22 protein-coding genes are annotated in these 23,127 nt (G+C 71.9%); 8 read left to right on the top strand and 14 right to left on the bottom strand.

Annotated elements, in window-relative coordinates:
* Positions 1 to 60: 60 nt before the first annotated feature.
* From ACX9TP_RS03285 to ACX9TP_RS03295, 3 genes are all read right to left on the bottom strand, one after another.
* Positions 61 to 1,053, bottom strand: a complete 993-nt coding sequence (locus ACX9TP_RS03285) for a peptidylprolyl isomerase (protein WP_482978234.1) — start codon at positions 1,051 to 1,053, stop codon at positions 61 to 63.
* A 74-nt stretch (positions 1,054 to 1,127) separates the two neighbouring features.
* Entirely contained in the window at positions 1,128 to 2,126 is a 999-nt protein-coding gene (locus ACX9TP_RS03290) for a peptidylprolyl isomerase (RefSeq protein WP_482978235.1), read from the bottom strand.
* Positions 2,127 to 2,197: 71 nt separating this feature from the next.
* Positions 2,198 to 3,217, bottom strand: coding sequence for an alpha/beta fold hydrolase (locus tag ACX9TP_RS03295; protein WP_482982361.1), 1,020 nt, complete (start codon positions 3,215 to 3,217; stop codon positions 2,198 to 2,200).
* A gap of 175 nt (positions 3,218 to 3,392) precedes the next feature.
* Here ACX9TP_RS03295 and ACX9TP_RS03300 point away from each other — a divergent pair, with 175 nt between their 5' ends.
* The 3 genes from ACX9TP_RS03300 (at position 3,393) to ACX9TP_RS03310 (ending at position 4,571) form a co-directional block, all read left to right on the top strand.
* Complete coding sequence (locus ACX9TP_RS03300) at positions 3,393 to 3,704, top strand: CBS domain-containing protein (RefSeq protein ID WP_482978236.1); 312 nt, start codon at positions 3,393 to 3,395, stop codon at positions 3,702 to 3,704.
* A 70-nt stretch (positions 3,705 to 3,774) separates the two neighbouring features.
* The gene (locus tag ACX9TP_RS03305) at positions 3,775 to 4,029 is read left to right on the top strand and encodes a GIY-YIG nuclease family protein (RefSeq protein WP_482978237.1); all 255 of its coding nucleotides are present in this window, start codon (positions 3,775 to 3,777) and stop codon (positions 4,027 to 4,029) included.
* Between the two features lie 173 nt (positions 4,030 to 4,202).
* Positions 4,203 to 4,571 carry a hypothetical protein gene (locus tag ACX9TP_RS03310; protein WP_482978238.1) on the top strand — a complete coding sequence of 123 codons (369 nt, stop codon included), beginning with the start codon at positions 4,203 to 4,205 and terminating at the stop codon, positions 4,569 to 4,571.
* A gap of 3 nt (positions 4,572 to 4,574) precedes the next feature.
* Here ACX9TP_RS03310 and ACX9TP_RS03315 read toward each other — a convergent pair whose 3' ends face one another.
* Positions 4,575 to 4,889 (bottom strand): hypothetical protein, encoded by a 315-nt coding sequence (locus ACX9TP_RS03315; protein ID WP_482978239.1) that lies wholly within the window; start codon positions 4,887 to 4,889, stop codon positions 4,575 to 4,577.
* A gap of 91 nt (positions 4,890 to 4,980) precedes the next feature.
* On the opposite strand from ACX9TP_RS03315, the gene ACX9TP_RS03320 reads away from it, so the two are divergent.
* Positions 4,981 to 5,262 carry a hypothetical protein gene (locus tag ACX9TP_RS03320; RefSeq protein ID WP_482978240.1) on the top strand — a complete coding sequence of 94 codons (282 nt, stop codon included), beginning with the start codon at positions 4,981 to 4,983 and terminating at the stop codon, positions 5,260 to 5,262.
* Positions 5,263 to 5,278: 16 nt separating this feature from the next.
* Positions 5,279 to 5,704, top strand: a complete 426-nt coding sequence (locus ACX9TP_RS03325) for a hypothetical protein (RefSeq protein ID WP_482982362.1) — start codon at positions 5,279 to 5,281, stop codon at positions 5,702 to 5,704.
* A 7-nt stretch (positions 5,705 to 5,711) separates the two neighbouring features.
* Here ACX9TP_RS03325 and ACX9TP_RS03330 read toward each other — a convergent pair whose 3' ends face one another.
* From ACX9TP_RS03330 to ACX9TP_RS03340, 3 genes are all read right to left on the bottom strand, one after another.
* Positions 5,712 to 6,404 carry a radical SAM protein gene (locus ACX9TP_RS03330; protein WP_482978241.1) on the bottom strand — a complete coding sequence of 231 codons (693 nt, stop codon included), beginning with the start codon at positions 6,402 to 6,404 and terminating at the stop codon, positions 5,712 to 5,714.
* Positions 6,405 to 6,565: 161 nt separating this feature from the next.
* Positions 6,566 to 7,402, bottom strand: a complete 837-nt coding sequence (nudC, locus tag ACX9TP_RS03335; protein ID WP_482978242.1) for an NAD(+) diphosphatase — start codon at positions 7,400 to 7,402, stop codon at positions 6,566 to 6,568.
* Between the two features lie 78 nt (positions 7,403 to 7,480).
* Entirely contained in the window at positions 7,481 to 7,969 is a 489-nt protein-coding gene (locus tag ACX9TP_RS03340; protein WP_482978243.1) for a DoxX family membrane protein, read from the bottom strand.
* Positions 7,970 to 8,074: 105 nt separating this feature from the next.
* On the opposite strand from ACX9TP_RS03340, the gene ACX9TP_RS03345 reads away from it, so the two are divergent.
* Genes ACX9TP_RS03345 through ACX9TP_RS03355 form a run of 3 tightly spaced genes read left to right on the top strand, consistent with a single transcriptional unit; the run spans position 8,075 to position 10,700 of the window.
* Positions 8,075 to 8,995, top strand: a complete 921-nt coding sequence (locus ACX9TP_RS03345; RefSeq protein WP_482978244.1) for a LysR family transcriptional regulator — start codon at positions 8,075 to 8,077, stop codon at positions 8,993 to 8,995.
* Positions 8,996 to 9,054: 59 nt separating this feature from the next.
* Positions 9,055 to 10,350: a SitA5 family polymorphic toxin gene (sitA5, locus tag ACX9TP_RS03350; RefSeq protein ID WP_482978245.1), complete on the top strand. Its 1,296-nt coding sequence runs from the start codon at positions 9,055 to 9,057 to the stop codon at positions 10,348 to 10,350.
* Positions 10,347 to 10,700: a DUF2019 domain-containing protein gene (locus ACX9TP_RS03355; RefSeq protein ID WP_482978246.1), complete on the top strand. Its 354-nt coding sequence runs from the start codon at positions 10,347 to 10,349 to the stop codon at positions 10,698 to 10,700. The genes sitA5 and ACX9TP_RS03355 overlap by 4 nt, the downstream gene beginning before the upstream one ends.
* 34 nt (positions 10,701 to 10,734) lie before the next feature.
* Here ACX9TP_RS03355 and gloA read toward each other — a convergent pair whose 3' ends face one another.
* The 7 genes from gloA to ACX9TP_RS03390 form a co-directional block, all read right to left on the bottom strand.
* Positions 10,735 to 11,121, bottom strand: coding sequence for a lactoylglutathione lyase (gloA, locus tag ACX9TP_RS03360; RefSeq protein ID WP_482978247.1), 387 nt, complete (start codon positions 11,119 to 11,121; stop codon positions 10,735 to 10,737).
* Positions 11,122 to 11,197: 76 nt separating this feature from the next.
* Positions 11,198 to 13,504 carry a hypothetical protein gene (locus ACX9TP_RS03365; RefSeq protein ID WP_482978248.1) on the bottom strand — a complete coding sequence of 769 codons (2,307 nt, stop codon included), beginning with the start codon at positions 13,502 to 13,504 and terminating at the stop codon, positions 11,198 to 11,200.
* Positions 13,505 to 13,517: 13 nt separating this feature from the next.
* Positions 13,518 to 13,910: a hypothetical protein gene (locus tag ACX9TP_RS03370; RefSeq protein WP_482978249.1), complete on the bottom strand. Its 393-nt coding sequence runs from the start codon at positions 13,908 to 13,910 to the stop codon at positions 13,518 to 13,520.
* A gap of 20 nt (positions 13,911 to 13,930) precedes the next feature.
* On the bottom strand, positions 13,931 to 15,103 hold the full coding sequence (locus ACX9TP_RS03375) for an NAD(P)H-dependent flavin oxidoreductase (RefSeq protein WP_482978250.1): 1,173 nt from the start codon (positions 15,101 to 15,103) through the stop codon (positions 13,931 to 13,933).
* 119 nt (positions 15,104 to 15,222) lie between these two features.
* A complete protein-coding gene (locus ACX9TP_RS03380) occupies positions 15,223 to 15,672 on the bottom strand; it encodes a GNAT family N-acetyltransferase (RefSeq protein ID WP_482978251.1) in 450 nt (149 codons plus the stop codon).
* 11 nt (positions 15,673 to 15,683) lie between these two features.
* Entirely contained in the window at positions 15,684 to 18,524 is a 2,841-nt protein-coding gene (locus tag ACX9TP_RS03385; protein WP_482978252.1) for a TonB-dependent receptor domain-containing protein, read from the bottom strand.
* 79 nt (positions 18,525 to 18,603) lie between these two features.
* A complete protein-coding gene (locus ACX9TP_RS03390) occupies positions 18,604 to 23,091 on the bottom strand; it encodes an AAA domain-containing protein (RefSeq protein WP_482978253.1) in 4,488 nt (1,495 codons plus the stop codon).
* Positions 23,092 to 23,127: the final 36 nt, after the last annotated feature.

A 23,127-nucleotide genomic window follows, 5' to 3' on the forward strand; every position in this document is an offset into this window, starting at 1 on the left:
TCGAGCATCCTTCCGAGCTCCACCGGGTCCGTCCAACCACCGTCCCGGCCGTGCATTCCGTCACTTCGCCGCCGCTTGCGGCGCCGGCTTCCCGCGGATGGCCTGCAGGGTGGCCTCGTTCACCTGGACCTGCGCCTTCTCGCGCAGCTCCTTCTCGAACGCCTCCTGCGCCTCCGTGCGCTTCTTCTCCAAAAGCTTCGCTTCCACCAGCTGCCGCACCTCGGCGAACTCCCGCTTGCGTGCCGGCTTGCGCTCCAGCACGCGGAACAGGTGGTAGCCGTATTCGGTGGAGACCACATCCGAAACCTGCCCCACGGGGAGCTTGAATACCACCTCGTCGAAGGCCGGGGGCATCTGCCCGCGGGGGAAGAAGCCGAGGTCCCCTCCCACCTTGCCGTCCGCGCTGAGGGAATACCGGCGGGCCAGGTCCGCGAACTTCTTGCCCGACTTGAGCTGCACCTGGAGCTTGCGCGCCTCGTCCAGGCCCTTCACCACCATCTGCGCGGCGTGGACCTGCTCGGGCTCGTTGAACTCCGTCTCGTTGGCGGCGTAGTACGCGCGCAGCTCCTCCTCCGTCACCGCCACGCGCGAGTAGACGTGGTTGGCGAACAGCTTCTCAATCGTCAGCCGGCTCGCCTCCCGCTCGCGCAGCTCCGCCATGGACAGCTGCCCCTGGGCGAGCACCTCGTTGAAGTTGCCCGCGGGGTAGTCGCCGGACAGCCGCAGCACGCCCCGGTCCACCTCCTCGGGGGTGACGGTGATGTTGTTGCCGCGCGCCGCCTGGAGCAGCAGCATCCGGTGGATGCAGGTGTCCAGCAGCGTCCGCTTGAAGGGCTCCACCTCCTCGGGCGTGCGCTGCGGCGCCTCCGTGGAGGCCAGCTCGCGCCACAGCTCCTGCTCGAAGTCGGCGCGGCTGAGCACCTCGCCGTTGACGCTGGCGACCACCGACGCGTCGGGGTCCTCCTTCGGCGGCTTGTTGCAGGCCAGCCCCGGCCCCAGGGCCAGCAGCAGGGCGAGTGGGACGAAGAGCGCACGGGTGGGATGAAGGCGCATGCTCAAATGCCTCGGGGAAGGGAGGGGGCGACTCCCGTAGGTGGGGCCGGCGGGCCGGAAGGGCAAGCGGGCAGTCATGGCGCGGGCACCGTGCCGGGCAGGGGGCCCGAGGGCTTGCGCATGGGGGCCGCCACGTCCAGCGGCACCCGCGCGAGCGCGTCCGAGTCTATCGACAGGGACAGCCGCTGCTCCACGCGCGCCAGGTACTCCGCCCAGGCGCGGGAGCGCTTCTCGCCCTCCAGCCGCACGCGCAATTCCTCGCGTACGTCGTCCAGGGAGAGGTTCAGCGCGGGCCGGCGCGCGCGCAGCTTGAGCAGGTGCAGGCCCGCGTCCGTCTGCACCACGCCGCTCAGGCCGCCCTCGGCGGAGAGCGAGCGCGCCGCCGCGGCGACTTCCGGCCCGTACGCGCGGGCCAGGGCGTCGTCGGAGAGGAAGCGCAGGTCTCCATCCAGCGGCGCCGTGCGGGGCTCCTCGCTGTGCTCGCGCGCCAGCGCGCCAAAGCCGGCGAAGTCGCTGGCGGGCAGCGCCTTCGCGCGCGCCAGCAGGGCCTCCGCCCGCTGCTTCGCGTCCGCCACGCGGGCCGCGTCCGCGCGCGGCGCGGCGAGGAAGACGTGGGAGACACGCACGGCCTCGGGCCGGACGAAGTCCTCGCGGCGCGCGGCCCAGGCGGCCTCCAGCTCGGCATCCGAAACCTGGACCGGAGCCTCCTCCAGTTGCGCGCGCATCAGCCGGTTCACCAGCGCGCGCCTGGTGGCCTCGACCACCTCGGGATCATCCTGGAGCCCGCGGGCCAGCGCATCGCGCACCAGCAGGTCGAAGCGGGCCATGGACTCCACGTACTCGCGCCGGGCCTGGGGGGCGAGGTAGCGCTCGCGCAGGGCGGGGCTCTGCTCCTCGAAGCGCCGGGCCAGCTCCTCCGCCGTCACCGAGTCGCCACTCCAGCGGGCCACGGCCTGCCCGCCTGCCTGCCGGGTGTGCCGCAAGTCGAGCTCCGCGCGGCCCTCGCCGGGGGAGCGGCCGCACGCGGCGGACACCAGCAGGGCGAGGAGGAAGAGGCGGGCGGACACGGACATGCGCAAGGGGCTTCCCGGTAACACGGCGAGGAGGGCCGGACAACCCGGGGGGAAGGGCCCTGTGCGCCGCCTCACGACCGGGTCGCGTGCGCGGAGAGGAACGCCTCCACCAGGGGGAAGATTTCGTCCGGGGCCCGGCGGCCGAGGATGAGGTCCGCGTGCCCGTAGTCCGCCCCGAAGCCGTGGGCCCGGCCGGCGACGAGGAACTTCACCGGCCCGCCCAGGGCCTCCTTCGCGCGCGCCACCGACATGGGCGGGGCGAGCAAATCCTTGCTCCCGGCCAGCAGCAGGAAGGGGATGCGCACCCGGGACAGGGACTCGCGGTAGTCGAAGCCCCCGTCATACGAGGTGAAGCGGTTGGTGGAAATCCAACGGGCGAACTGGCGCCCCACCCCGCCGGAGACGTTGGCGGGCACGTTGGCCAAGGCCTTGCGCACCACCTCCGTCTCCATGTTCTCCGCCAGCATCATGTACCGGCTGAGCGGCCCCGGCGGCGCGCCGAAGAGGGCGAGGCTCGTCACCCGCCCGGTGGGGATGACCTTCAGCTGCAGCAGCGGCTCCACCCGCTGGATGAAGGTGCGCAGCCCCGGCTGCACCGCGAAGGTGAACGGGCTGCCCAGCACGGCCGCCGCGCGCACCGGAGCCTCCGGGTTCCTCGCCAGGTGCGCGTAGAGCGTCAGTCCTCCCTTGGAGTGCCCCACCCAGAGCACTTCCTTCGCCCCCGTGGACAGGACGGTTCGCACCGCGGTGCGGACGTCATGTTCCGCCTGGTCATCAAAATTGAAGTCCGAGCAGTCGCCCGCCAGCCCCCGGCCGCGCAGCTCCAGCACCCACGCCTCGAAGCCCGCGCGGGCCAGGTAGCGGGCCATGCTGTACTGCTCGTCGAAGTCCAGGTGGAAGCGGTTGGCGCCCAGCCCGTGGCAGAGGATGACGGGCTCCGCGAAGCGCCTTTCTCCTCTCGGGTGGTAGCGCCCCAGGGCGATGGCGGCGCCGTCGTCCGTGGGCACCCGGTACAGCTCGTCCGGCCGGAAGCTCAGCGTCAGCAGCCCCTCCTTGCCGCGGGCCACCGTCCGCGAGAAGAGGTCCGCCATCCGTCCCAGCCGCGCTACCTGTCTGCGTGTCACCCAACCAGTCTAAGCCCGTCCGTGGCGCCACGCTGTGTCGAATGGTCACCCTCACCTACTCCCGGCAGGGCTGTTGCAGGGAGATGTGCGTGTAATGGCGGGAGGACGCTGTATGAGGCAAAACCGGGCTTTCAAGGAAGCGTTGTCCTCCTTCATCGCCACCGTTTTTCCCACAGATACCCTCCTGCGTGCCCTTCGCGAGATGGAGCGGCACCAGGTGCGGATGTTGGGGGTGGTGGGTGAGGGGGGTGGGCTGTTGGGACTGGTGAGCGAGGCGCACATCCTCGCGGCGTGGGGGGATGATCCGCTCACGCCAGTCTCCCGGGTGATGGCGAGGGTGAAGCCTCCGCCCCGGGAGCGACCGCGACTGCGGCTGTTGAAGTTCCAGTTGCACCTGCCACGGCTGCGCCGGAAGTCGCGCGCGCCCGGGGCTCCGGCAGGCGGGAAGGAGTGAGGCATCCGGCCGGCGGGGGCGGTACAGTGCCCCCGCCGTGTCGGACGAAACACCCACCTGGTCTGTCTACATGCTGCGCTGCCGAGACGGCACGCTGTACACCGGCGCCACCAACAACCTGGAGCGCCGGCTCGCCACCCACGGACGGGGCCGCGGAGCCGCCTATACGCGCGCCCGCCTCCCCGTCACCCTGGTGTGGAGCGAGTCCGTCGGAGACCGGGGCGCGGCCCTGCGTCGCGAGGCCGCCATCAAGCGCCTGTCCCGGGGGGACAAGCTGCTGCTGGTGGCACCCCGCCAGAAGCCGCCCGCGCGCCGCCGGAAGTGAGCCCATCCGACGTTTCCCCCCGGACTGGTGAGCGGGGATGACTACCGGTGGTGGACCTTTCATCCGCGCGTATGACTTCCATCATGGATTCCACGACTTTTCCGGAAGGTGCCCCGATACACCCGAGCGTGGGGACGCGTTAGGGTAGGAGCATTCTTCGCAGGGGGAAGTTCATGTCTCGGTCGTCTTCGGGAGTCATCGTGGCGTTGGCGCTGGGGGCCTTGAACCTTGGCTGCCTGGTCAACCTGCCGCCGGAGGTCACGGTGGGGCCGCGCCCGAATCCCCTCATCGTGACGCCGGGGGGCGAGGTGTTGCTGGAGCTGGAGGTGACGGACCCGAACGGGGACGAGATGGAGTACGAGTGGGTGCAGATTCCCGCCGAGCCCGCCGGCCGCTTCAGCGACTCGCGCACGCGCAACCCCACCTGGATTGCGCCGCAGGTGTCGGAGACGACGACGTTCAACATCACCGTCACGGTGACGGACAACGAGGGCGGTGGCGTGCTGGGCACCTCGCCCCCGGTGCTGGTGCGCGTCCCGTAGCCGTCAGGCGGTGGCGCTGGGGGTGGCGGGGGGCGGCGTCGTCCCCGCCTGCTCCCGGGCGCGGCGGCCGGAGCGGCGCACGAAGAGCACGCCGAGGATGAGCATGACGAGGGCGCCGATGCCCGCTCCGCTGGCCTGGTAGGTGAGCAGCGAGGACGTGGTGCCCCGAATCACCTGCGGCAGGTTGCACACCGTCTGCGTGGCGAAGGGCGTCTCGTTGTACCAGCCGAGGAAGGCGGGGCCCACCCACGAGGCGACGACGATGCCCAGCAGGGCGCCCGCGAGGACGAAGTTGAACAAGGTCTTGGCGGTGTTCATGGCAGGCACCTCCCTCGGCGGGTTGACGTCGAGCCGTGCTTAATATGCGCACGGTGCGGTGGCCAGGAATGGAACGTGTTAAGGGGAGGGCGTGCCGCTGCTCCCGCTCGCCATCCTCTTCGGCCTCGTCGCGCTGGTCTGCGCCGTCATCCTGCTGATTCACGCGTTCCGACGGAGCGTGGGCACGGGTGTCATGGTGCTGCTCATCCCCTGCTACGTGCTGTTCTACGCGTTCAGCCAGTTCGAGCACCCGCGCAAGGGGCTCATCGTCGCGGGCTTCATGGCCAGCACGGTGCTGGCGGCGGTGTTCCTGGGACTGGGCGCGCACGGGCTGAGCGAGCTGTCCTCCCACGTCCCGCCCCCGGGCTTCTGAAGGCGCCTCGTCCGTGATGTCCACGCCTGGCGGGGCCCGCTGCGCCACCCACCCGGACGTCTCGGCGGTGGCCACGTGCGCGCGCTGCGGCAGCTTCCTGTGCGGCGACTGCACGGAGGTGGTGGGCGAGTCCCCCTACTGCGCGCCCTGCGTGGCGTTGCTGCGGCGCGAGGCCCGGCCGTCGCGCGTGGTGCAGGTGGCGCTGGCGCTCAACATCCTGGGGCTGGCATGCCTGCCGTGCTCGCTGGCGCTGCCCCTGCCCACGCTGGTGGCGGGGGCGGCCGGGCTGGTGCTGGGCTCGCGCGAGCTGCGGCGCATCCGCCGCGGTGAGGGCGCCGAGAAGGGCCGTACGCAGGCGCAGGTGGTGGTGGCCCTGGGCGCGCTGAACGGGGTGCTGTCCGGCCTGTGGCTGTTGTGGCTCTTCGTGCCGCGCGGCGCCTGAAGGGGCGTCACACGCCGCGCGCGTTCGGCTCCCAGAGGTACTTGTGCATCTGGAGCTGGAAGCGGACGGCGAGCCTGTCCTCGATGACCCACTCGGCGAGCTGGCGCGGGTGGAGCTTGTCGAAGACGGTGGAGAAGAGGATGCCGTAGGGCTTGTGCAGCAGGCGGTGCTCGGCGATGAGCGCCTTGGACCAGTCGTAGTCCTCGCGCGAGCCGATGACGAACTTGAGCTCGTCGTTGGCGTTCATCGACATGAAGTTGCGGTGGTCGTTGCGTGCGCTCTCTCCCGAGGAGGGCGTCTTCATGTCCACGATTTTGTGGACGGCCGGAGGCACGAGCCGCACGTCGATGGCGCCGCTCGTCTCGAGCAGCACCTTGAGGCCGGCGTCGAGCAGGCCCTGCATGAGCGGGTAGACGCCGGGCTGGAGGAGGGGCTCGCCGCCGGTGATTTCCACGGTGGGGGTGTTGAGGGCCTTCACCTCGGCGATGACGTCCGCGTTCTTCCGGCGCTGGCCGCCGTGGAAGGCGAACTCGCTGTCGCAGTAGGAGCAGCGCAGGTGGCAGCCGGTGAGGCGGACGAAGGCGCAGAGCAGGCCGGCGTGGGAGGACTCGCCCTGGACGGAGAGGTAGACCTCTTTCACCACCACCGAGTCGGCGGTGGGGACGAGGCGGGGCTCGATGTGCGGGCGCGCGGCGGGCATGGCTTCTGGAGTCCGTCTTCAGGGGCGTCGGGTGCCGGCGCTTCAACCCCACCGGGTCTTCGCCGTCAAGCGTGGAACCCTGAAGACGGACGGTAACGGCCTCGCTGACGTCCGGCATTCCAGGCAGGGGAGCGGGCGGGCGCTCTGGAGGCGGCTCGCCGTCAGGGCGTCGCGGGGGGGCCCTTCACGCGCTCCACGAAGGAGTCGATGAGCTGGCGGGCGATGCTGATGCGAGGGGGGATGCGGGGGAGGTTGTCGGCGGTGAACCAGTGGGCCTCGGCGATTTCCTTCGGGTCCACCTGGATGTCGCCCCCGGCGTACTCGGCGGTGAAGCCCACCATGAGCGAGCGCCCGTAGGGCCACGGCTGCGAGCCGAAGTAGCGGATGTTCTTCACCTCGATGCCGACCTCCTCCTTCACCTCGCGGGCGACGCACTGCTCCAGCGTCTCGCCGGGGTCCACGAAGCCGGCGAGCGTGCTGAACATGGGCTCGGGGAAGGTGGCGTTGCGGCCCAGCAGCAGGGTGTCGCCGCGGGTGACGAGGACGATGATGGCGGGGGCGATGCGCGGGTAGTAGGGCGTGTGGTCCACCGGGCAGCGGCGGGCGCGCTCGCCGGGGACGAGCTGGGTGGGCGTGCCGCAGCGGCCGCAGAAGCGGTGGGTGAGGTCCCACTCGGCGATGGAGATGGAGCGGCCCACCACGGCGAAGCGGACGTCATCCAGGCGCCGGTAGAGCGAGCGGCCGGGGACCTTCTTGAAGCCGTCGGGCGGGGTGAAGTCCTCCGGGAGGACGGCGGCGTAGCAGTCCTGCCCGTCGAGGGCGCCGAGGTAGTGCCCGCCCGCGACGAGCTCCGGGAAGGCGGAGCCGGTGGGAATGGAGGCTGCGCCCTCGTGCTCCTGGACGAGCACGTCCAGGCCTCGGGCGAGGAAGAGGAGGGCGCCGTCGCGGGGACGGTCTGGCGGCTCGTGGCCGGGGACGAAGTGCGGGACGGTGCTCACGGGAGGGCACCTTAACGGGCGCGCGGCCGGTGTGCAGGTGTCCCGTGCTTCACGGCGGGGAGGCGCGGTGGCCGGGGCTCAGGCTCCGCTCGTTCGGGTGGCGGGTATGGAGCCTCCTGGATGCGTTGTGCGGCGGGAGCGGAGCAGGCCATCGACGGTGAAGCGGGCGTCGGCCGCGCGGGAGAGGAGGACGTAGTAGGCCAGCGCGTAGCTGAGATGCAGGCCCACGGCGCTCCACTGCTGGCGCAGGCACTCGCCGAAGGTGAGGGAGGCGAGGACGACGCCTCCGGCGACGAGCGCGAGGCGCAGGCGCAGTCCCAGGAGGATGCACAGGCCCACGGCGAGCTCCACGAAGGGCAGGCCCACGGCGAAGGCGCGCACGCTCCACTCCGGCAGCGGCGTGTGGACGAAGCCCTGCACCAGTGCATCGGCGAAGGTGCCGGGCGCGCCGATGCGGACCAGGCCGTGCACGGTGAGGTTGGTGGCGAACACGAGCCGGAGCACTCCGTGCGCGAGCTGGCGGTCGGCCAGGTGACTTGGGGGCGTGTCGTGATTCTGGAGACCCATGACTCTCCTCCTGTGTGGAGCGGTGAGGCCCCTTGAATGCGCCGGGAGGTCCGGCTTGAACAGGCATCAGGGATGCACGACATTCGTGCGCGAGGAGCACGAATCATGGCGAGCCGGGACCGCTTCGAGGCGCTGCGGACATTCGTGGAGGTGGCGAGGGCGGGCAGCATCGCCGGGGCGGCGCGGGCGTTGCGGCGGGTGCCCTCGGCGGTGAGCCGCGAGCTGGCGGCACTGGAGGAGCGCCTGGGCACGGAGCTGGTGCAGCGCACGACGCGGCGGCTGCAGCTCACGGCGGCGGGGGAGCGCTACCTGGGGCATGCGCGGGGCATCCTCGAAGCGCTCGACGAGGCGGAGCGGGACTTGGCGGAGCAGGGGGTGCCGCGAGGCACGCTCCGTGTTTCCGCGCCGGTGCTCTTCGGCCAGCACGTGCTGGTGCCGCTGATGAACGAGTTCCTCCGCGAGCATCCGGCGGTGAGCCTGGAGTTGGTGCTGGAGGACGCGCTGGTGGACCTGGTGGAGGGTGGCGTGGACGTGGCGCTGCGCATCGCGCCCAGGCTGGAGCCGAGCGCGCTGGTGATGCGGCGGCTGGGCATGCACCCGTACGTGCTGTGCGCGAGCCCCGGCTATCTGCGCGAGCAGGGGACACCGAGGCGGCCGGGGGAGCTGTCAGGCCACGAGGTGCTGTTGCCGCAGCGAGGCCCGGCGGCACGGCCGCTGGAGTTGCGGCACGGTGGGCGGACGCAGGAGGTGCGCCCGCCGAAGAGTCGCTTCCGGTGCAACAGCCTGCCGGCGCTGCATCGGGCGGCGCTCGAGGGAATGGGCATCGCGGTGCTGCCCGAGTACCTCGTCGCGAAGGAGCTGGAGTCCGGAGCGCTGGTGCGGGTGCTGGCCCCGTTCCGTCCCGCGCCGCGCTTCATCTCCGCGGTGTACCTGCGCCGCACCGCGATGCCCGCGCACGTGCGCGCCTTCCTGGACTTCATCGCCGCGAGGGCGTCGGAGTGGTTCCCGGCGACGGAGGAGCGGTGAGGGCCATCTCTTCAATGCGTACCTGGCGTGGGTATCGGCCCATCAGGCTTCGATTGCCCATGTCACTTCACCGTGCGGTGTCGGTGCTGCTGCTGCTGATTCTGGGATGCGCGAGCCCGCGCGTCATACGCTTCGATACAGGCGAGGGTCGGCCCCTGGAATACGCACCACCCACCTGGGACAGGTCGGTTGGGGTGGACGAGCGCGGTTTCGAACGGGCGCTCACGCGGCTGGTGCTGGAGGTGCCCATGTCACTCCGGCCATCCGATGCGGGCTTGTTGGTGCGTGCCTCGACCTACGGTGCCGCGTTGGATTCGACCTGGAACGGCGTCCTGCGCAACCACTACGGTCGATGGTGCAGGGCACACGAAGCCGTCGCTGACTGTCTCTCCCTCTTGGAGGACGGGCTGCACTTCAGTCACACGGACAAGCTGTCGCTGGCGCTGGGCATGTCGCTGGAGCCGATGCAGGAGAGCATCGGCGAGGCCGTGCGGGACACCCTCAATCCCCAGTTCTTCTACGCCGTGGTGGTGACGGGGCTCGCGTCATGGGTGGCGCTGGCGGCCGCACCCGAGCCGGTATTCACGAAAGCAGCCGCCGTGATGGCAGCGGTGCTCATGGTGTACCTGGGCATTGATGCGTTCCTGTCGGTGGTGAAGGCCTGCTTCGAGCTGAAGCAGGCTTCGGATGCAGCCAGGACCTTCCAGGAGCTCGAAGAGGCTGGCGTGCGATTTGGCGGCGTTCTGGGACAGCAGGGAGCACGTGTGTTCGTGCTCGCCATGACGGTGTTGCTGAGCAAGGGCGTGACCGGAGGTGCCGCGGGGCTGGCCTCGCGGATGCCAATGCTCCCGGCATTCTCGGAGGCCTCCGCGGTAGGCGCCTCACAGGTAGGCCTCAACCTGGCAGCCGTAGGTGAGGTCAGCGCAGTCGCCATCTCCGAAGGAAGCCTGGCGCTGACGCTGGCACCCGGCGCTGTCGCCATGGCTGTTCTGGGCCCGAACAATGGAGGCGCCGCATCCGGCATCGTCGGGCTCAAGGCCTGGGGCTCGTCCAGCGGGCTGCGCAAGGCCCTGGGTTCCGCGGGGCCGGGGCGGCAGTGGCACCATGTCGTAGAGCAGACGCCGGGAAACGTTCAGCGGTTCGGGCCGCACTCGCTTCACAACACCCAGAATGTCATCCCGCTGGACACGGCTCTGCATGAGAGAGTGAGCGCGTTCTATTCCTCGAAGCGCTTCTTCATCACCAACTCGGAGACGTTGACGGTACGGGAGTGGTTGAGCACGCAGACCTTTGCTGCCCAGCGCGACTTCGGCCTGATGGCCATCCAGAACATCCAGAAGGGAATCTGGCGGTGACGACTCTCCAGGAACTCGTCGACGAATTCGCACGGCACGTGGCCGCGCAGTCCGACGCCATCCTTCAGGGGGATGCCAGGACCGGAAACAAGCATGCGGGCCGCTACATCGCCGCCTTCAAGAAGCTGCGTGCCGCTGGAGATGCTGGCAGGGATGCGTTGGCTGTGTTGTTGACGCATCCGCGGATGGACGTGCGGGTCGCTGCCGCTGCCTGCCTGCTTCGCTACCGTACCGAGGACGCGAAAGCGGTGCTGATGGCCGCTGCGAGCGGAGAGGGCCTCGCTGCGTTCGAGGCCGCGCAGGTGCTGAAGAACTGGGAGAACGGCACGTGGGCCCTGGACCCCGCGTAGCGCTCCGGGGCCGCCGGAGCGCTCACCCGAGCCCTCACGTCCCCTGCTGAATCAGCTCCACGCGGTACCCATCCGGGTCCTCGACGAAGGCAATCACCGTGGTGCCGTGCTTCATGGGCCCCGGCTCCCGCACGACCTTGCCGCCGGCCTGCCGGATGGCGTCGCACGTGGCGCGAATGTCATTCACGCCCAGGGCCACGTGGCCGTACGCCGTGCCCAGTTCGTACTTCTCGACGCCCCAGTTGTAGGTCAGCTCCAGCGCCGGGTGCGCGTCCTCGGGGCCGAAGCCCACGAAGGCGAGGGTGAACTTCCCATCCGGGTAGTCATGGCGGCGCAGCAGCTTCATCCCGATGACGCGGGTATAGAAGTCGAGCGACTTCTCCAGGTCTCCAACGCGCAGCATGGTGTGCAGGATTCTCATGCGCGCTTCATAACGCCCCGGGAGCGATGCGTCTCGGCACTCCAGGGCCGTCCGTTCGCTGCCCCGCACCCCGCGACTATTGAGCCGTCTTCGCCGGCACCGCGAAGGCGCCCGCCTCCACGCGTGACTCGGTGAGGGGCTTCCCATCGGCCCCCCGGGCGCCGATGCGCGAGCCGTCGCCGCTGGCGTGCCACATGCCCACCAGCACCTTCCACTCGCCGGCCTCCCAGTCCTTCGTGGACACTGCGAAGGCGTCACGCAGGAGCGTGTTCCTCGGGGCCTCGCTGAGGAAGAAGGTGCCGCCCAGCACCGCGTGGTCCGCGTTCTTCCGCTGGCTGCCCTCGGGACCGGGCAGGTGCACGAAGATGCCCGCCGAGCGCGGCACCGGCCCCGTCACCTTCCAGTAGAGCACCATGTGGACGAGCCCCTCCGCGTCCGGCGCCGAGGGCACTTCCCCCGCGACGAGCTCCACCGGTACGTCGAAGCGCACGTCCAGACGCCGCGCCTGAGGAGGCAGCGAGTCCACCCGCATCCACGAGCCATCCGGGTTGCGAGGCACCGCCCGCGCCACCGGCTCGTGCCACGTCGTCAGCAGCAGCGCCCAGATGAGCAGCGGCACGGACGCCACCATCAGCGCCTCGGGCCCCAGCCGCCCACCCCGCGAGCGCTGACGCCACGCGAGGAAGGCCAGCCCCACCCACGCGAGCGCCGACACCACCGCCCCACCGATGCCCGAGCGCGGCAGGAAGCGCAGCACCACGCGGTGCTCCCCCTTCGGCAACTGCACCCCGAGCAGCCCGTCCCGCGGCACCACCCCGCCCACCGACGCCTTCCAGCCCGGGTGCCAGTTCTGATTCACCAGCAGCACCGCCGGCCGCGTCAACGCCACGTCCACCTCCACGCGGTTGGGCGTCCACTCCACGCGGCGCGCGGTGCCGGAGGCCGCGTCCTCCAGGTACTCCTCCTGGGGAAGGTCGCCGCGCAGGCGCTCGGACATGGGCACCGGCCACGCCTCACCACAGGCGATGGAGCCCCGGTTGATGGCCAGGAAGTACCCCTGGGCCCACCGGTTGCCCCGCGCCTGCGCGAAGGGCCGCTCCGCCTCGGGAGGCGTGGGCGGGGGCTCGGCGAGCAGCGTCGCCCAGTGGGTGAGCCGGGTGAATGCATGCACCTGCACGCCCCAGCCCGCCACCACCAGGACGCACGCGAGCGCCGCACCCCAGCTCCAGCGAGGCGACCGCTTCGCCTTCACCAGGAGCACGGCGACGCCCAGCGCGGCCAGCTCGGCGATGAAGAGCCCCGCGGGCACGAGGAAGCGCTCCGGGTAGCGCAGCGTCTCGAAGACGGGCAACAGCCGCAGCCACTCGAAGAGCGAGGGCTTCGCCGAGTACCCCGCCGCCATCCACACGCACAGCGCCGCCAGCACCAGGGGATACAGCGCACGGCGGCGGCCCAGCACCCCGGCGATGGGCACGAGCGCCAGGGCCACGGCCACGAGGAAGAAGTTGCCCGGGTTGCTGTGCCCCGAGGACGCCGGAAGCTCGAGCAGCATGCGCCCCAGCGTCTCAATCGAATGCCCCGGCGTGCCCGCCATGACGCGCGGCGAGGAGCGCATCGTCTCCAGCAGCGGCCACAGCCGGTACGCGCACGCGGCCAGGGTGAAGAGGGCGGTGGTCCCCAGGCCCCACAGCGCCGTGCGCCGCCGCGCGGTACCGCGCAACCCATACAGCGCGCGCCCCGCCTCCAGCGTGACGAAGAGGGCGCCCATGGGCACCGGGTACGTTCCGCCGAAGCCCAGCAGGAAGGCGAAGACGCCCGCCACCAACGCCGCGCCGGACACCCTTCCCCGCGCGGCCAGGCGCGTGCCCACGAGCAGCCACGGCAGCAGCAGGAAGCCCGCGAAGTTGAGCCAGCCGATGGACCACGACAGCGCGGTGAAGCCGGCGAGGCCGAACAGCGGCGCCGCGCCGAGCGCCCCCAGCGTGGAGCCCACGCGCCGCCGCGCGTAGCGGAAGAAGCCCTCCATGCCGAGCACGAGGAGGGCCCACAGCACCACCGGCTCCGCGCGCCGCGCCCCCAGCGCCGCGGACACGAGCAACGTCGGCGACGCCACGCGCGTCTGCGGGCTGCCCAGGGCGTACTGCCCGCCGCACGACCACGGGTTCCACAGCGGCAGCTGCCCGTAGCGCGTCAGCGTGCGCGTGCCCGCGTCCTCGTACGAGTGCAGCAGGTGCGAGTCGCGGAAGTCGTTCAGCGCCCCGGCCCGCGTCAGCGGGTACCAGCAGGCCATGAGCGCCAGCACTCCGAAGAGGGCCAGGCGCGGGCCGGGAAGTGAGGCGGCATGGTGGGCGGCGCGGAGCAGCCGGCGGGACGGGAGCGTCATGGGGATGCGCGCGTCAGTCGTAGAAGGGCCGGGGCTTGCACGGGCTCGCGGTGGCCTTGCGAGGCGGTGGGACGGGCGCCGAGTGCAGCTCCGCGTCGATGGCGTCGAACACGTCCGTCACCGGCACGCCGCGCCTGCGGGCCTCGCCCACGGCCCAGCTCCGCTCGGAGGCGCCGAAGTCGTCGTCCTGGGACCAGTGGTCTCCCGGAAAGGAATGGCGCGAGCGCAGCCGCCAGCCGGGCTCCTCGGCGGCGGCGGCGCGGCCCACCTCGACGCGCTCGGAGGGGGACAGGCGCCGCTCCGGCCCGGGCACGCGCGAGGTGGCGGCTCGCACCACCGCCGTCGCGCCACACAGGGCGAAGGCCAGCCAACCCGCGAGCGACGCGCGCCTCCAGTGGGGACTCATGGAGGCGCTCCTACTCCAACTCAGCCCCGCTCGTCCTCCTCGGTGTCGCCATCCAGGCCGTGCGGGCCGGAGAGCACCCGGTGCGCGTGCTCCATCATCTCCACCACGATTTGCCCCGCGGGCTGCACGCCTTCGATGCGCGCCATGCTGGCGCCGCTGGCGGGCATGCACATCTCGTCCAGGTCGCCCTCGGTGCCGGGCGTGGGGATGAAGGAGCAGAACCTGGGCATCGGGAAGGGCGCGTCGCCGCCCGGGGCGCCGGGGAACAGCTTCGTGGTGCCGATGCGCTCCGGAGGAGGAGGCGGCGTCGGCACGCGGTCCTCGCGGCCGGCCCACTCGCGCACCACGCGGTTGCGCAGCACGCGCATGCGCTGGCCCGGCCACTCCGGGCCGAACAGCGTGGTGAAGTCCGAGTCACCCGCGTCACCGTCCACCAGCCGCTGCTTGAAGCCGGGGTGCGCGTACGCTTCCACGGACGCCACCATGCGCGTGCCCACCCAGACGCCGTCGGCGCCGTGGAAGAGGGCGCGCGCCGCGCTCAGCCCGTCGGCGATGCCACCGGCCGCCAGCAGCGTCACGTCGCGGGCCAGGGCGCGCACCTCGCGCACCAGCTTCAGCGTGGACACGGTGCTCCGGTTGTGGCCGCCCGCCTGCCGGCCCTGGGCGATGAGGCCGTCCGCGCCCCAGCCCAGCGCCTTGCGCGCCGCCTCCACCGAGGGCACCTGCATCCACACCTTCGTGCCCGCGGCCTTCAGCGCCTTCACCCACTCCGCAGGCGGCGTGTCCCAGTGGAAGGAGACGACGGGCACGCGCTCGGCGATGCAGGTGTCGATGTGCTCGCGCGTGGTGAAGTCCTGGCCGCCCGCGCTGGCGACGATGAAGTTCACCCCGTACGGGCGCTTCGTGCCTGCCTGGATGGCCTGGAGGCGGGCGCGCAGGAAGGGCGCCGGCTCGGGCGCGGCGCCGAGCATGCCGATGCCACCTGCTTCCGATACGGCGACGACGAGCGCTGGCAGCGCCACGAAGCCCATGCCCGCGCTGACGAACGGATAGTGCACGCCCAGCTCACGCGTCAGCCGCGTGTGCAGCGTGTTGTCCTGCAGCACGTAGATGGGCCGCCGGGGTCCGTCGGCGGTGTCGTCGGCCTCGGGCGCGCTGTCTTCCGGGGAACGTCCATCGTTCGTGCCGTTCATCGTGTCTCCTGAGGTGGCGGCGAATCGGGACTTCAGAGGTTACCAGCACCCCCGTGGATCATGCGCATGGGTGGGGAAGACGCCACCCGGGCTGGTGGGCGGGTGACAGCTGTCCCACCCTAGGTGTCGAGCGCCTTGCGCATGTGCCGATGCGGAATTCCGACCTCGGTGAAAGGCTCTCCGTAAACGGCATAACCGAGGCGCTCGTAGAAGGGGACGACGGGCCCGCGCGCGTGGAGGTGGACGTGGGTGAAGCCGCGGCGGCGCAGCTCCTCTTCCAGGGAGCGCACCAGCCGGGCGCCCAGTCCCTGGCCCTGGAGGTGGGGGGCCACGGCCATCTGGAAGAGGCGGCCGCCGTGCGCGTCCTCGGGGTTGAAGAGGACACACCCCAGCACCGTGTCACCCTGGTGCGCCACGAGGTGGAGGCTGTCCGCCTCGAAGGGGAAGGCCACCTGGGCGCGGGTGAAGCCGAGCGGCTCGCGCAGCACGCGGAAGCGCAGCTCCAGCTCGCCCGCGTACAGCGCGTGGCCGGGGTGGATGAAGCTGAAGGACGGCGCGGCGTCGGACATGGCGGAAGGCGTCAGAAGGTGCCGGTGAGCTGGAGGGTGAAGGTGCGGCCGTACTGGGGCACCGGGGCGATGGAGTTCTCGTCCGACACCGGCAGCGTGTAGCGCGTGTCCAGCAGGTTGTGCACGCCGGCGAAGTAGCGCAGCGGGCCGTAGTCGCCGGAGAGGCCGAAGCTCACGAGCAGCGCCTCGCCGCTGTTGGCGCCGCCCGGGCCGGTGTCACGCGCGCTCTGGTAGGTGGCCTGCGTGGCCAGCCGCATGTCGCCGCCGCCCACCGGCATGAGCAGCCGTCCGGAGACGAGGTGCGAGGGGGCCGCGGCGGTGACCTCCTCGGTGGCGTTCCTCAGCGTCACGTACGAGTAGCTGACGTCCACCAGCAGCCAGCGGCCCGGCTGCCAGTGCACGCCGGCCTCCGCGCCCCAGGCCAGCGTGGTGTCCTCCGCGTTGACGAAGCGCAGGCACGCGGTGGTGGTGCCGCAGTCGCCCGAAGGGGTCTCCTCCGCGCGCAGCTGCACGAGGCTGGAGATGCGGTTGTGGTAGCCGGCCACGGTGACGCGCAGCTCGTCCGTCAGGTCGTGCGAGTGCTCCAGCTCGAAGGTGGTGATGGTCTCCGGGTCCAGCGCCTCGGCGGCGCCCTGGGAGATGCCGTCCTCGTAGTAGAGCTCGTAGACGTTGGGCGCGCGGAAGGCGCGGCCGGCCACCAGCTTGGTGAGGCCCGCGTCGTAGGGCCGCGCGATGAAGGCCAGGCGCGGCGTAATCGGCGTGGTGTCCAGGTCCACGTACTTGTCCAGGCGCAGGCCGGCGGAGATGCTCAGCCGCGGGTGCAGCTTCCACTCGTCGAGCAGGTAGGCGGACAGGAGCGTGCGGTTCTTCGTGTCCAGCTCGTCGCCGCTGGCCGTCTGCCGCACGCGCAGCTGGGCCTGGCCCTCGATGCCCAGGGTGAGGAGGTTGCCTTCGAAGAGGCCCATCCGCGCGCGGGCCTCGGCGGTGAGCCAGTCGGCGGCGCCCTCTTCCCGGGTGGGGCCGCCGTCCTCCTCCGGGTAGACGTAGGTGCCCTCGTAGCGGCTGAGGTCGAAGGCGCCGCGCACGGACAGGCCGAAGCGCTCGGAGAAGTCGCGCTCGTAGCGGGCCTCGGCGAAGGCGCGCAGGTCCTCCACGATGTTGCCCTCGACGCCCGGCACGGTGCCGTACGGGGCGGTGGGCAGCTCCTTGGAGCGGACGTTGAACTGGGCCTGCGCGGAGAAGTGGCCCAGGCGGGCCTTCAGCGAGCCGCCCGCCGTCTTCTCCGCGTCCAGGCCGGTGACGATGAGGTCGCTTTCCCCCACCAGCCGCGTGGTGTCCGCGCCCGAGGCGCTCATGGCCGAGGCGCTCACCAGCACGGAGCGGTCTCCGTCCTCCCACGCGGCGGTGGCGTGCCCGCGCGTGGTGCCCAGCGCGCCCACCGCGCCGGTGACTTCCAGGTGGTGGTCCGGGCCGAGCGACTGGCGCGGCACCACGTTGATGACGGCGAAGAAGGCGCCGGTGCCGTACAGCGCGGAGCCGGGGCCGCGCACGACTTCGATGCGCTCCACCTCCTGGAGGTCCACGCTCAGGTCATGGGCGGCGTAGCCCTGGCCGGCCCAGACGTCGTTCATGGAGTGGCCGTCCCAGAGGATGAGGACGCGGGTGTTGAGGTCGCCCGGGGGCGAGAAGCCGCGCACGCCCAGGTAGGTGTACGTCCGGTCGTCGGTGAGGAAGATGCCGCGCACGCCGGAGAGGGCCTCGGCGAGGGTGCGCCAGCCGAAGGCGCGCAGCTCCTCCTGGGTGAGGACGGTGGTGGAGGCGGGAGCGTCGTCCACGGACACGAGGCTCTTGGACGCGGCGCGCACGGGAGGCGGCGCGTAGCGCAGCTCGGCGTGGACCTTGACCTCCTGGTCGGCCACCACCATCACCGTCTGGCGCAGCGGGCGCACCTCGCGGCTCTCGACTTCGAGGGTGTGCTCGCCCTCGGGGAGGGTGACGACGGTGGGGGTGAAGCCGGTGGGCTTGCCGTCCACGCGCACGGTGGCGCCGTCGCGGTTGGCGGTGACGACGAGCCGGCCGGTGGGGCGCTCCTGCGCGCGCAGGGACACGGCGAGGGGCACGGTGCCGTCGGGGGGCACGTCCACCACGTACTGCGCGGGGGCGTAGCCGGGCGCGCGCGCGTAGAGGACGCGCTGGCCGGGAGGCAGCCGCGCGCGCCCGGGCAGGCGGGCGATGATGGGGCCGTTGGGGGAGTCGCGCACCTCGGCACCCTCGGGGGTGCCGGTCAGCTCCACGCCGCCGGTGATGAGGACCAGCTCGAAGGTCTGCTCCGCCTCGCGGCCGCGCACCAGGGAGAGGGTGGCCTCGGCGGGGCGGTAGCCGTCCTTCTTCACCATGATTTTGTGACGGCCGGGTGTCAGCGCGAGCGTCTGGGGCGAGCGGCCGCGGCTGCCCAGGTCCATGCGGTCCACGAAGACGTCGGCGCCCTTGGGATTGGTCGTCACCTTGACGAGGGCCACCTTGGGGCGGAGCCGCTCCACCGAGCGGGACACCTCGGCGGCGTCTTCGGAGGGCAGCTCCTCGGTGAGCAGGTCGTTGTAGTAGCGGTACGCCTCGTTGAACTTGTTCAGCGCCTCGAAGCAGCGGGCGATGTTGAAGAGGACGTTGCGGTTGGGCACCAGGCGGTAGCTGGTGAAGTAGGAGCGCAGCGCCTCGGCGTACTGGCCCTTGGAATAGGCATCATTGCCCAGCTCGAAGGCGATGTCGGCCTCGTCCGCGTTGTTGTCCGCGAGCACGGGGCTGGACAGGAGCAGGAGCGACAGGAGGAGCAGGCCGGAACGGGAGGGAAGCATGGCGCGGCGGCCATTCTTCCCTCTCTGACAGGGCAGGTCCATGGGGGGCTGCCGGTTGGCAGCCTGGATGCCGTGACTCTCAGTGCACTACGGGACGTGACGTGCCCGTGGCCTGCGCGGTGGCGGGCTCGCGCATGAGCGTGTCTCCCGCGGCTTGGAGGACGCGCGTGGTGGCGCCCTCCGGGTCCCTGAAGAAGTGGGGCGTCCACAGGCGCACGAGCTTCCAGCCCTGGCCCTCGAGCACGCCGGTGCGGAACAAGTCCCACTCCACGCGGTCGGCGGCCTTGGGATAGCGCGTGCCGTCGCATAGCACGCCCACGGTGACGTCACCGGGCTTCGTCGGGTGGTGCAGCGCCAGGTCCACGCAGAAGCCGTCGTTGCCCCAGTGCACGTCGGACGAGACGCGGTGCTGCCGGGCCAGGTGTCCGGCCAGCGCGCGGGCGAACGTGGAGCCCGCTTCCGTCTCGTGCTCGTGCACCACCGTCTCGCGAGCCACCGGCGCGGCCGGGCCGGCCCGCGCGTCGGCGTCATCGCGGGCATATTCTTGCGTGAGCGCCTCCGCGAACTGGAGGTAGGCGAAGAGCAGCCAGCCGCCGTTGGGCTGCCGGCCCTTCTCCACCGGGGGCAGGGACAGGTAGCTCTCGCGGGGAATGGACGTGACGAGGTGCACCTGCTGCCGCGCGCGGGTGACGAGCACGTTGAGGCGGCGGCCTCCGCCCGCGCTGCCCAGCGGGCCGAAGCGCCGGTAGAAGCGGCCCTGGCGGTCCGGGCCGTAGGTGGTGCTGATGATGAGGTGGTCTCGCTCGTCGCCCTGGACGTTCTCCAGGTTCTTGACGAAGAGGCCCTCGAACGAGCCCGCGCCCCGTCGCGCGCGCGCCGCCGTCAGCCGCGCCGCGAAGGTGGAGTCCTCCGCGGCCATTTCATCGAGCACGTCGGTGATGGCGTCGCGCTGCGCGAGGTTGAAGCAGGCGATGCCGATGGACGGAGGCTCGGGCCGGGCGAGCAACTCCTTCACGAGTGCGCCCACGGCGCGGGCCTCGACGGGGTTGACGCGCTTCTCGTAGGTGCCGGCCACGGGCAGCAGCCGCAGCGGGGCGTGCGGCGCGCGGTGGGACGGGTGCGCGGGAATGGCCTGGAGCCGCTTGTCGTAGAAGTGGTCGTTGCTGAACGCGATGAGGTCCGCGTTCTGCGAGCGGTAGTGCACGTCGAGGTAGCACTGGTCGATGTCCAGGTTGAGCGCGGCGGACAGGAGGTCCTCCACCTCGGCCTGTTGTTCCTCGAAGAGGCCCTGCTCGGACTCGGCCTCCAGCTCCTGGCTCTGCACCACCGCGGACTCGAAGAAGCGCGTGGGCGGCAGCTGCTTCGGGTCTCCGGCGATGACCACCCGCTTCGCGCGGGTGAGGACGGGGAGCGCCTCCTCGAGCCGGCACTGCGAGGACTCGTCGAAGATGACGACGTCGAAGATGGGCTGGCGGGGGAAGATTTGAGCCACCGTCTGCGGGCTGGCCATCCACACGGGGCGCACGTCGAAGAGCGGGTCTCCGCCGTCGATGCCCTGGCCGGTGGCGATGACCTGGCGCACGCGCATGGCGCGCTCGCCGCGCAGCATGAGCCGGCGGCGCAGCTCCGCGCCCTGGCTGTTGAGCCGGCCGCCGGTGCCCGCGAGCAGCCGCTCCCGCTGGCGCTGCGTCCATCGGTGGACGAGGGCGTCGCGCACGAGGACGCGCTTCTTCTCCTCCAATGCCCGGTAGCGGGCATGGGTGGCCCGCACGCGGTCCGCGTCGATGTGCTGGAGCGCGGGGTCCTCGCGCAGTCGGGAGGACGCCTCGGCGGCCAGCGTCGCCTTCAGCACCGCGCGCCAGCCGCCCTCCACGTCCGCGCCCTGGCGGGCCAGTCCCTCCGCCGCGGCCTCCAGCGCGGGAGGCATGCCGGACAGCAGCGTGCGCAGCCGCAGCAGGCCCTCCACCGTGGACAGCCGGGCCTGGAGGGACGTGACGACGGAAGAGAGCCCTCCCCCCGCGCGCAGCTCGCGGGAGCGGGTCTGGAGCCACGCGGTGGAGAACAGCCCAGTCTCCGCGAGCCGTGCCTCGAGCTGGGCCACGGCCGCGCCCCGGGGCGCGGACTGGCGCAGGCCGGAGAGCAGGGCGGTGTGTGCGCCCGCGCCGCCCGCGAGGGCCCGCCGCACGGCTTCGCGGCACGAGGCGAGGAGCGGCGTGCCGTCCAGCTCGCCCAGCAGGTCGAACAGGGCGGCGTGCGTGCGCAGGCCGCGCGAGAGGGCTTCGTCGGTGAGCGGCTCGGTAGTGCCGGGGGCGAGCGTGGTGCGGTGGTACTCGGTGAGCAGTGCCCGCGCGCGAGCGCCGGAGAGGAAGCGGTTGACGCGCTCGGCGGCGGCGAGGCCCAGCGTGAGGCCGAACTGCTGGAGCACCTTGCGCGCGCCGGCCCTCCGGGCGAAGTAGAAGAAGGCGTACCACTTGCGAGCGATGTCCAGGTACGTGCCCAGCGCGGCGAGCGCCAGGGACAGCGCGCCCAGGGCCTGGGGCTGCTCGCGGTGGACCAGGGCCAGCTCCGTATCCAGCGGCCCCTCGGCGAGCACCTGCGTCTGCGGCGCCAGCCCGTCGAGCTGGGCCTTCGCGGCCCGCACCGCGTCCGGTGACGCCGTGCCCCAGCGGGCGAGCACGTCCGGGCTGGCCGTCTCCAGCAGCGGGGCCAGCTTCTCCGCGAAGGCGGCGCGTGCCGAGCCTTCCGCCCGAGGGTCCGCGCCGAAGGCGGGCACGTCGGGAGTGGCCAGCGCGTCCGCGTCGCGAGCGGCGAGGGCCGCGGTGTCGAGGCGCTCGCGGTACGTGGCCAGCGGCCGGGCGAGGTACGTGGCGAGGTCGATGCCGAGGGCCTCGCGCCAGGGGTTGTCCGGGTAGCCCTCGCGGACGCCGCGCTCGAGCACCTCGCGCACCTCGCGTTCGCGAGGCGACACGTCGGCGAGCCGCGCGGAGGCGAGGCTTGCCACCGTGGGGGCGAGCGCCTCGGAGGACTCCAGGGCGAACCACTGGCCCACCAGCTCGTGGAAGGAGGGCGCGGTGCCGCCGGCGGGGCGCTCGGAGAGGGCGCGGTCGGAGGTGGCCAGCTCGTCATGGAGCGACTGCAGCTCCGCATTCACGCGGGACAGCTCGGTGGACACGGCCGCATCGGTGCGCACGTCCGGCAGCGAGTCGAGCTGCTCGCGGATGCCCATGTAGAGGTCGCGCTGGTCCCTCTGCGCGTCGTGGACGACGGCGCACAGGTTGCCGAGGCCGAGGTGGTCCAGGCGGTGCTTCACCACGTCGAGCGCGGTGCGCTTGTCGCAGACGAGCAGCACGCGCTCGCCGCGAGACAGGTGGTCGCCGATGGCATTGGCGATGGTCTGCGACTTGCCGGTGCCCGGGGGCCCGTGCACGACGAGTCCCCGGCTGCTGCGCGCCAGCCGCACCGCGCGGGCCTGGCACGGGTCGGCCACGGTGACGAGGCGCTCCTCGTCCGCGCGCTTGAAGCCCTCCAGGTTGGGCTCGCCGCCGCCATGGCCCGGGGGCGCGCCGAGCGACACGTCCACGCGGAGGAAGCTCTCCAGCGGGCCGGAAATGGGCTCGCCGTCCACGAGGGCCCGCATGTCGTCCACGAGGCTCTGGTTGGACAGTGGGTACAGGCCGAGCACCGCGCTGGGGAGGATGGCGGGGCGCGCGTCATCGTCCGAGCGGGGCACGGGCGCCAGGGGCGAGGTGGCGGAGAAGGGCGAGGGCGCGGGAAGGTCGAGGGCCTTCGCCACGGCGGAGACGAGCCCGTTCAGCTCGCGCCAGGGGTCGGCGCCGTCTTCATCGGCGAAGAGCTCACCGAAGCGCTGGCCGGTCTGCTGCTCCACCCAGGCGAGCAGGGCGGTGTTGGGCGCGACGCGGTCCACGCCCTCCTCGGCGCCTTCGAGCTCCACCGAGGGCGCTCGGCCCTTCTTGAGGGTGAGGCGCACCGGCACGAAGGCGATGGGGGCGAGGATGCGCCGGGTGCCGAAGCCGCGCTTGTCCTTCGCGCCCGGGGGCAGGTGCAGCAGGGGGAAGCCCACGTGCAGCACGTGGGCGCCGGTGTCCTGCTCGAAGGTGCGAGCGTCCTCGACGATGGTGGCCAGCTTGCGCAGCAGGGTCTGCTGTTCCTCCTCTGCGCGAGTGGGGGAGGCGGTGTCCCCGGCTTCGAGCGCGTCGTCGTCGCCCGGGAGCTCCGTGTCCGGCTCCGGGGCGTCGGAGGGGGTGGGGCCGCCCTGCTCCTTCGCGACGGGAGGGGGCGGCCTCGTGGAGGCGTCCGTGAGTGAGGCGCTGGAGCGGCTCGGTGCCTTCGCGCGAGCAGGCGTCTTGTTGGAGCCGGCATCGGGAGCGGGAGGCTTCACCGCGAGCCGGACCTCGGCCTTGTCGCCGAGGAGGGCGGCGAGCACGGTGTGGGGCGCGGTGCCATCGAGTCGGCTCAGCGCGGCGAGGTCCACGCGCTGGCGACTGTTGTGGGGGCGACAGTTGAGGCTCGGTCCGGACGCGAGCGCGGCGTAGAGCCGCTCGAGCATCTTCTCCAGGACGCGGTTGCGGGGCTCGGTCGGCAG

Source organism: Pyxidicoccus sp. M15 (assembly GCF_056858435.1).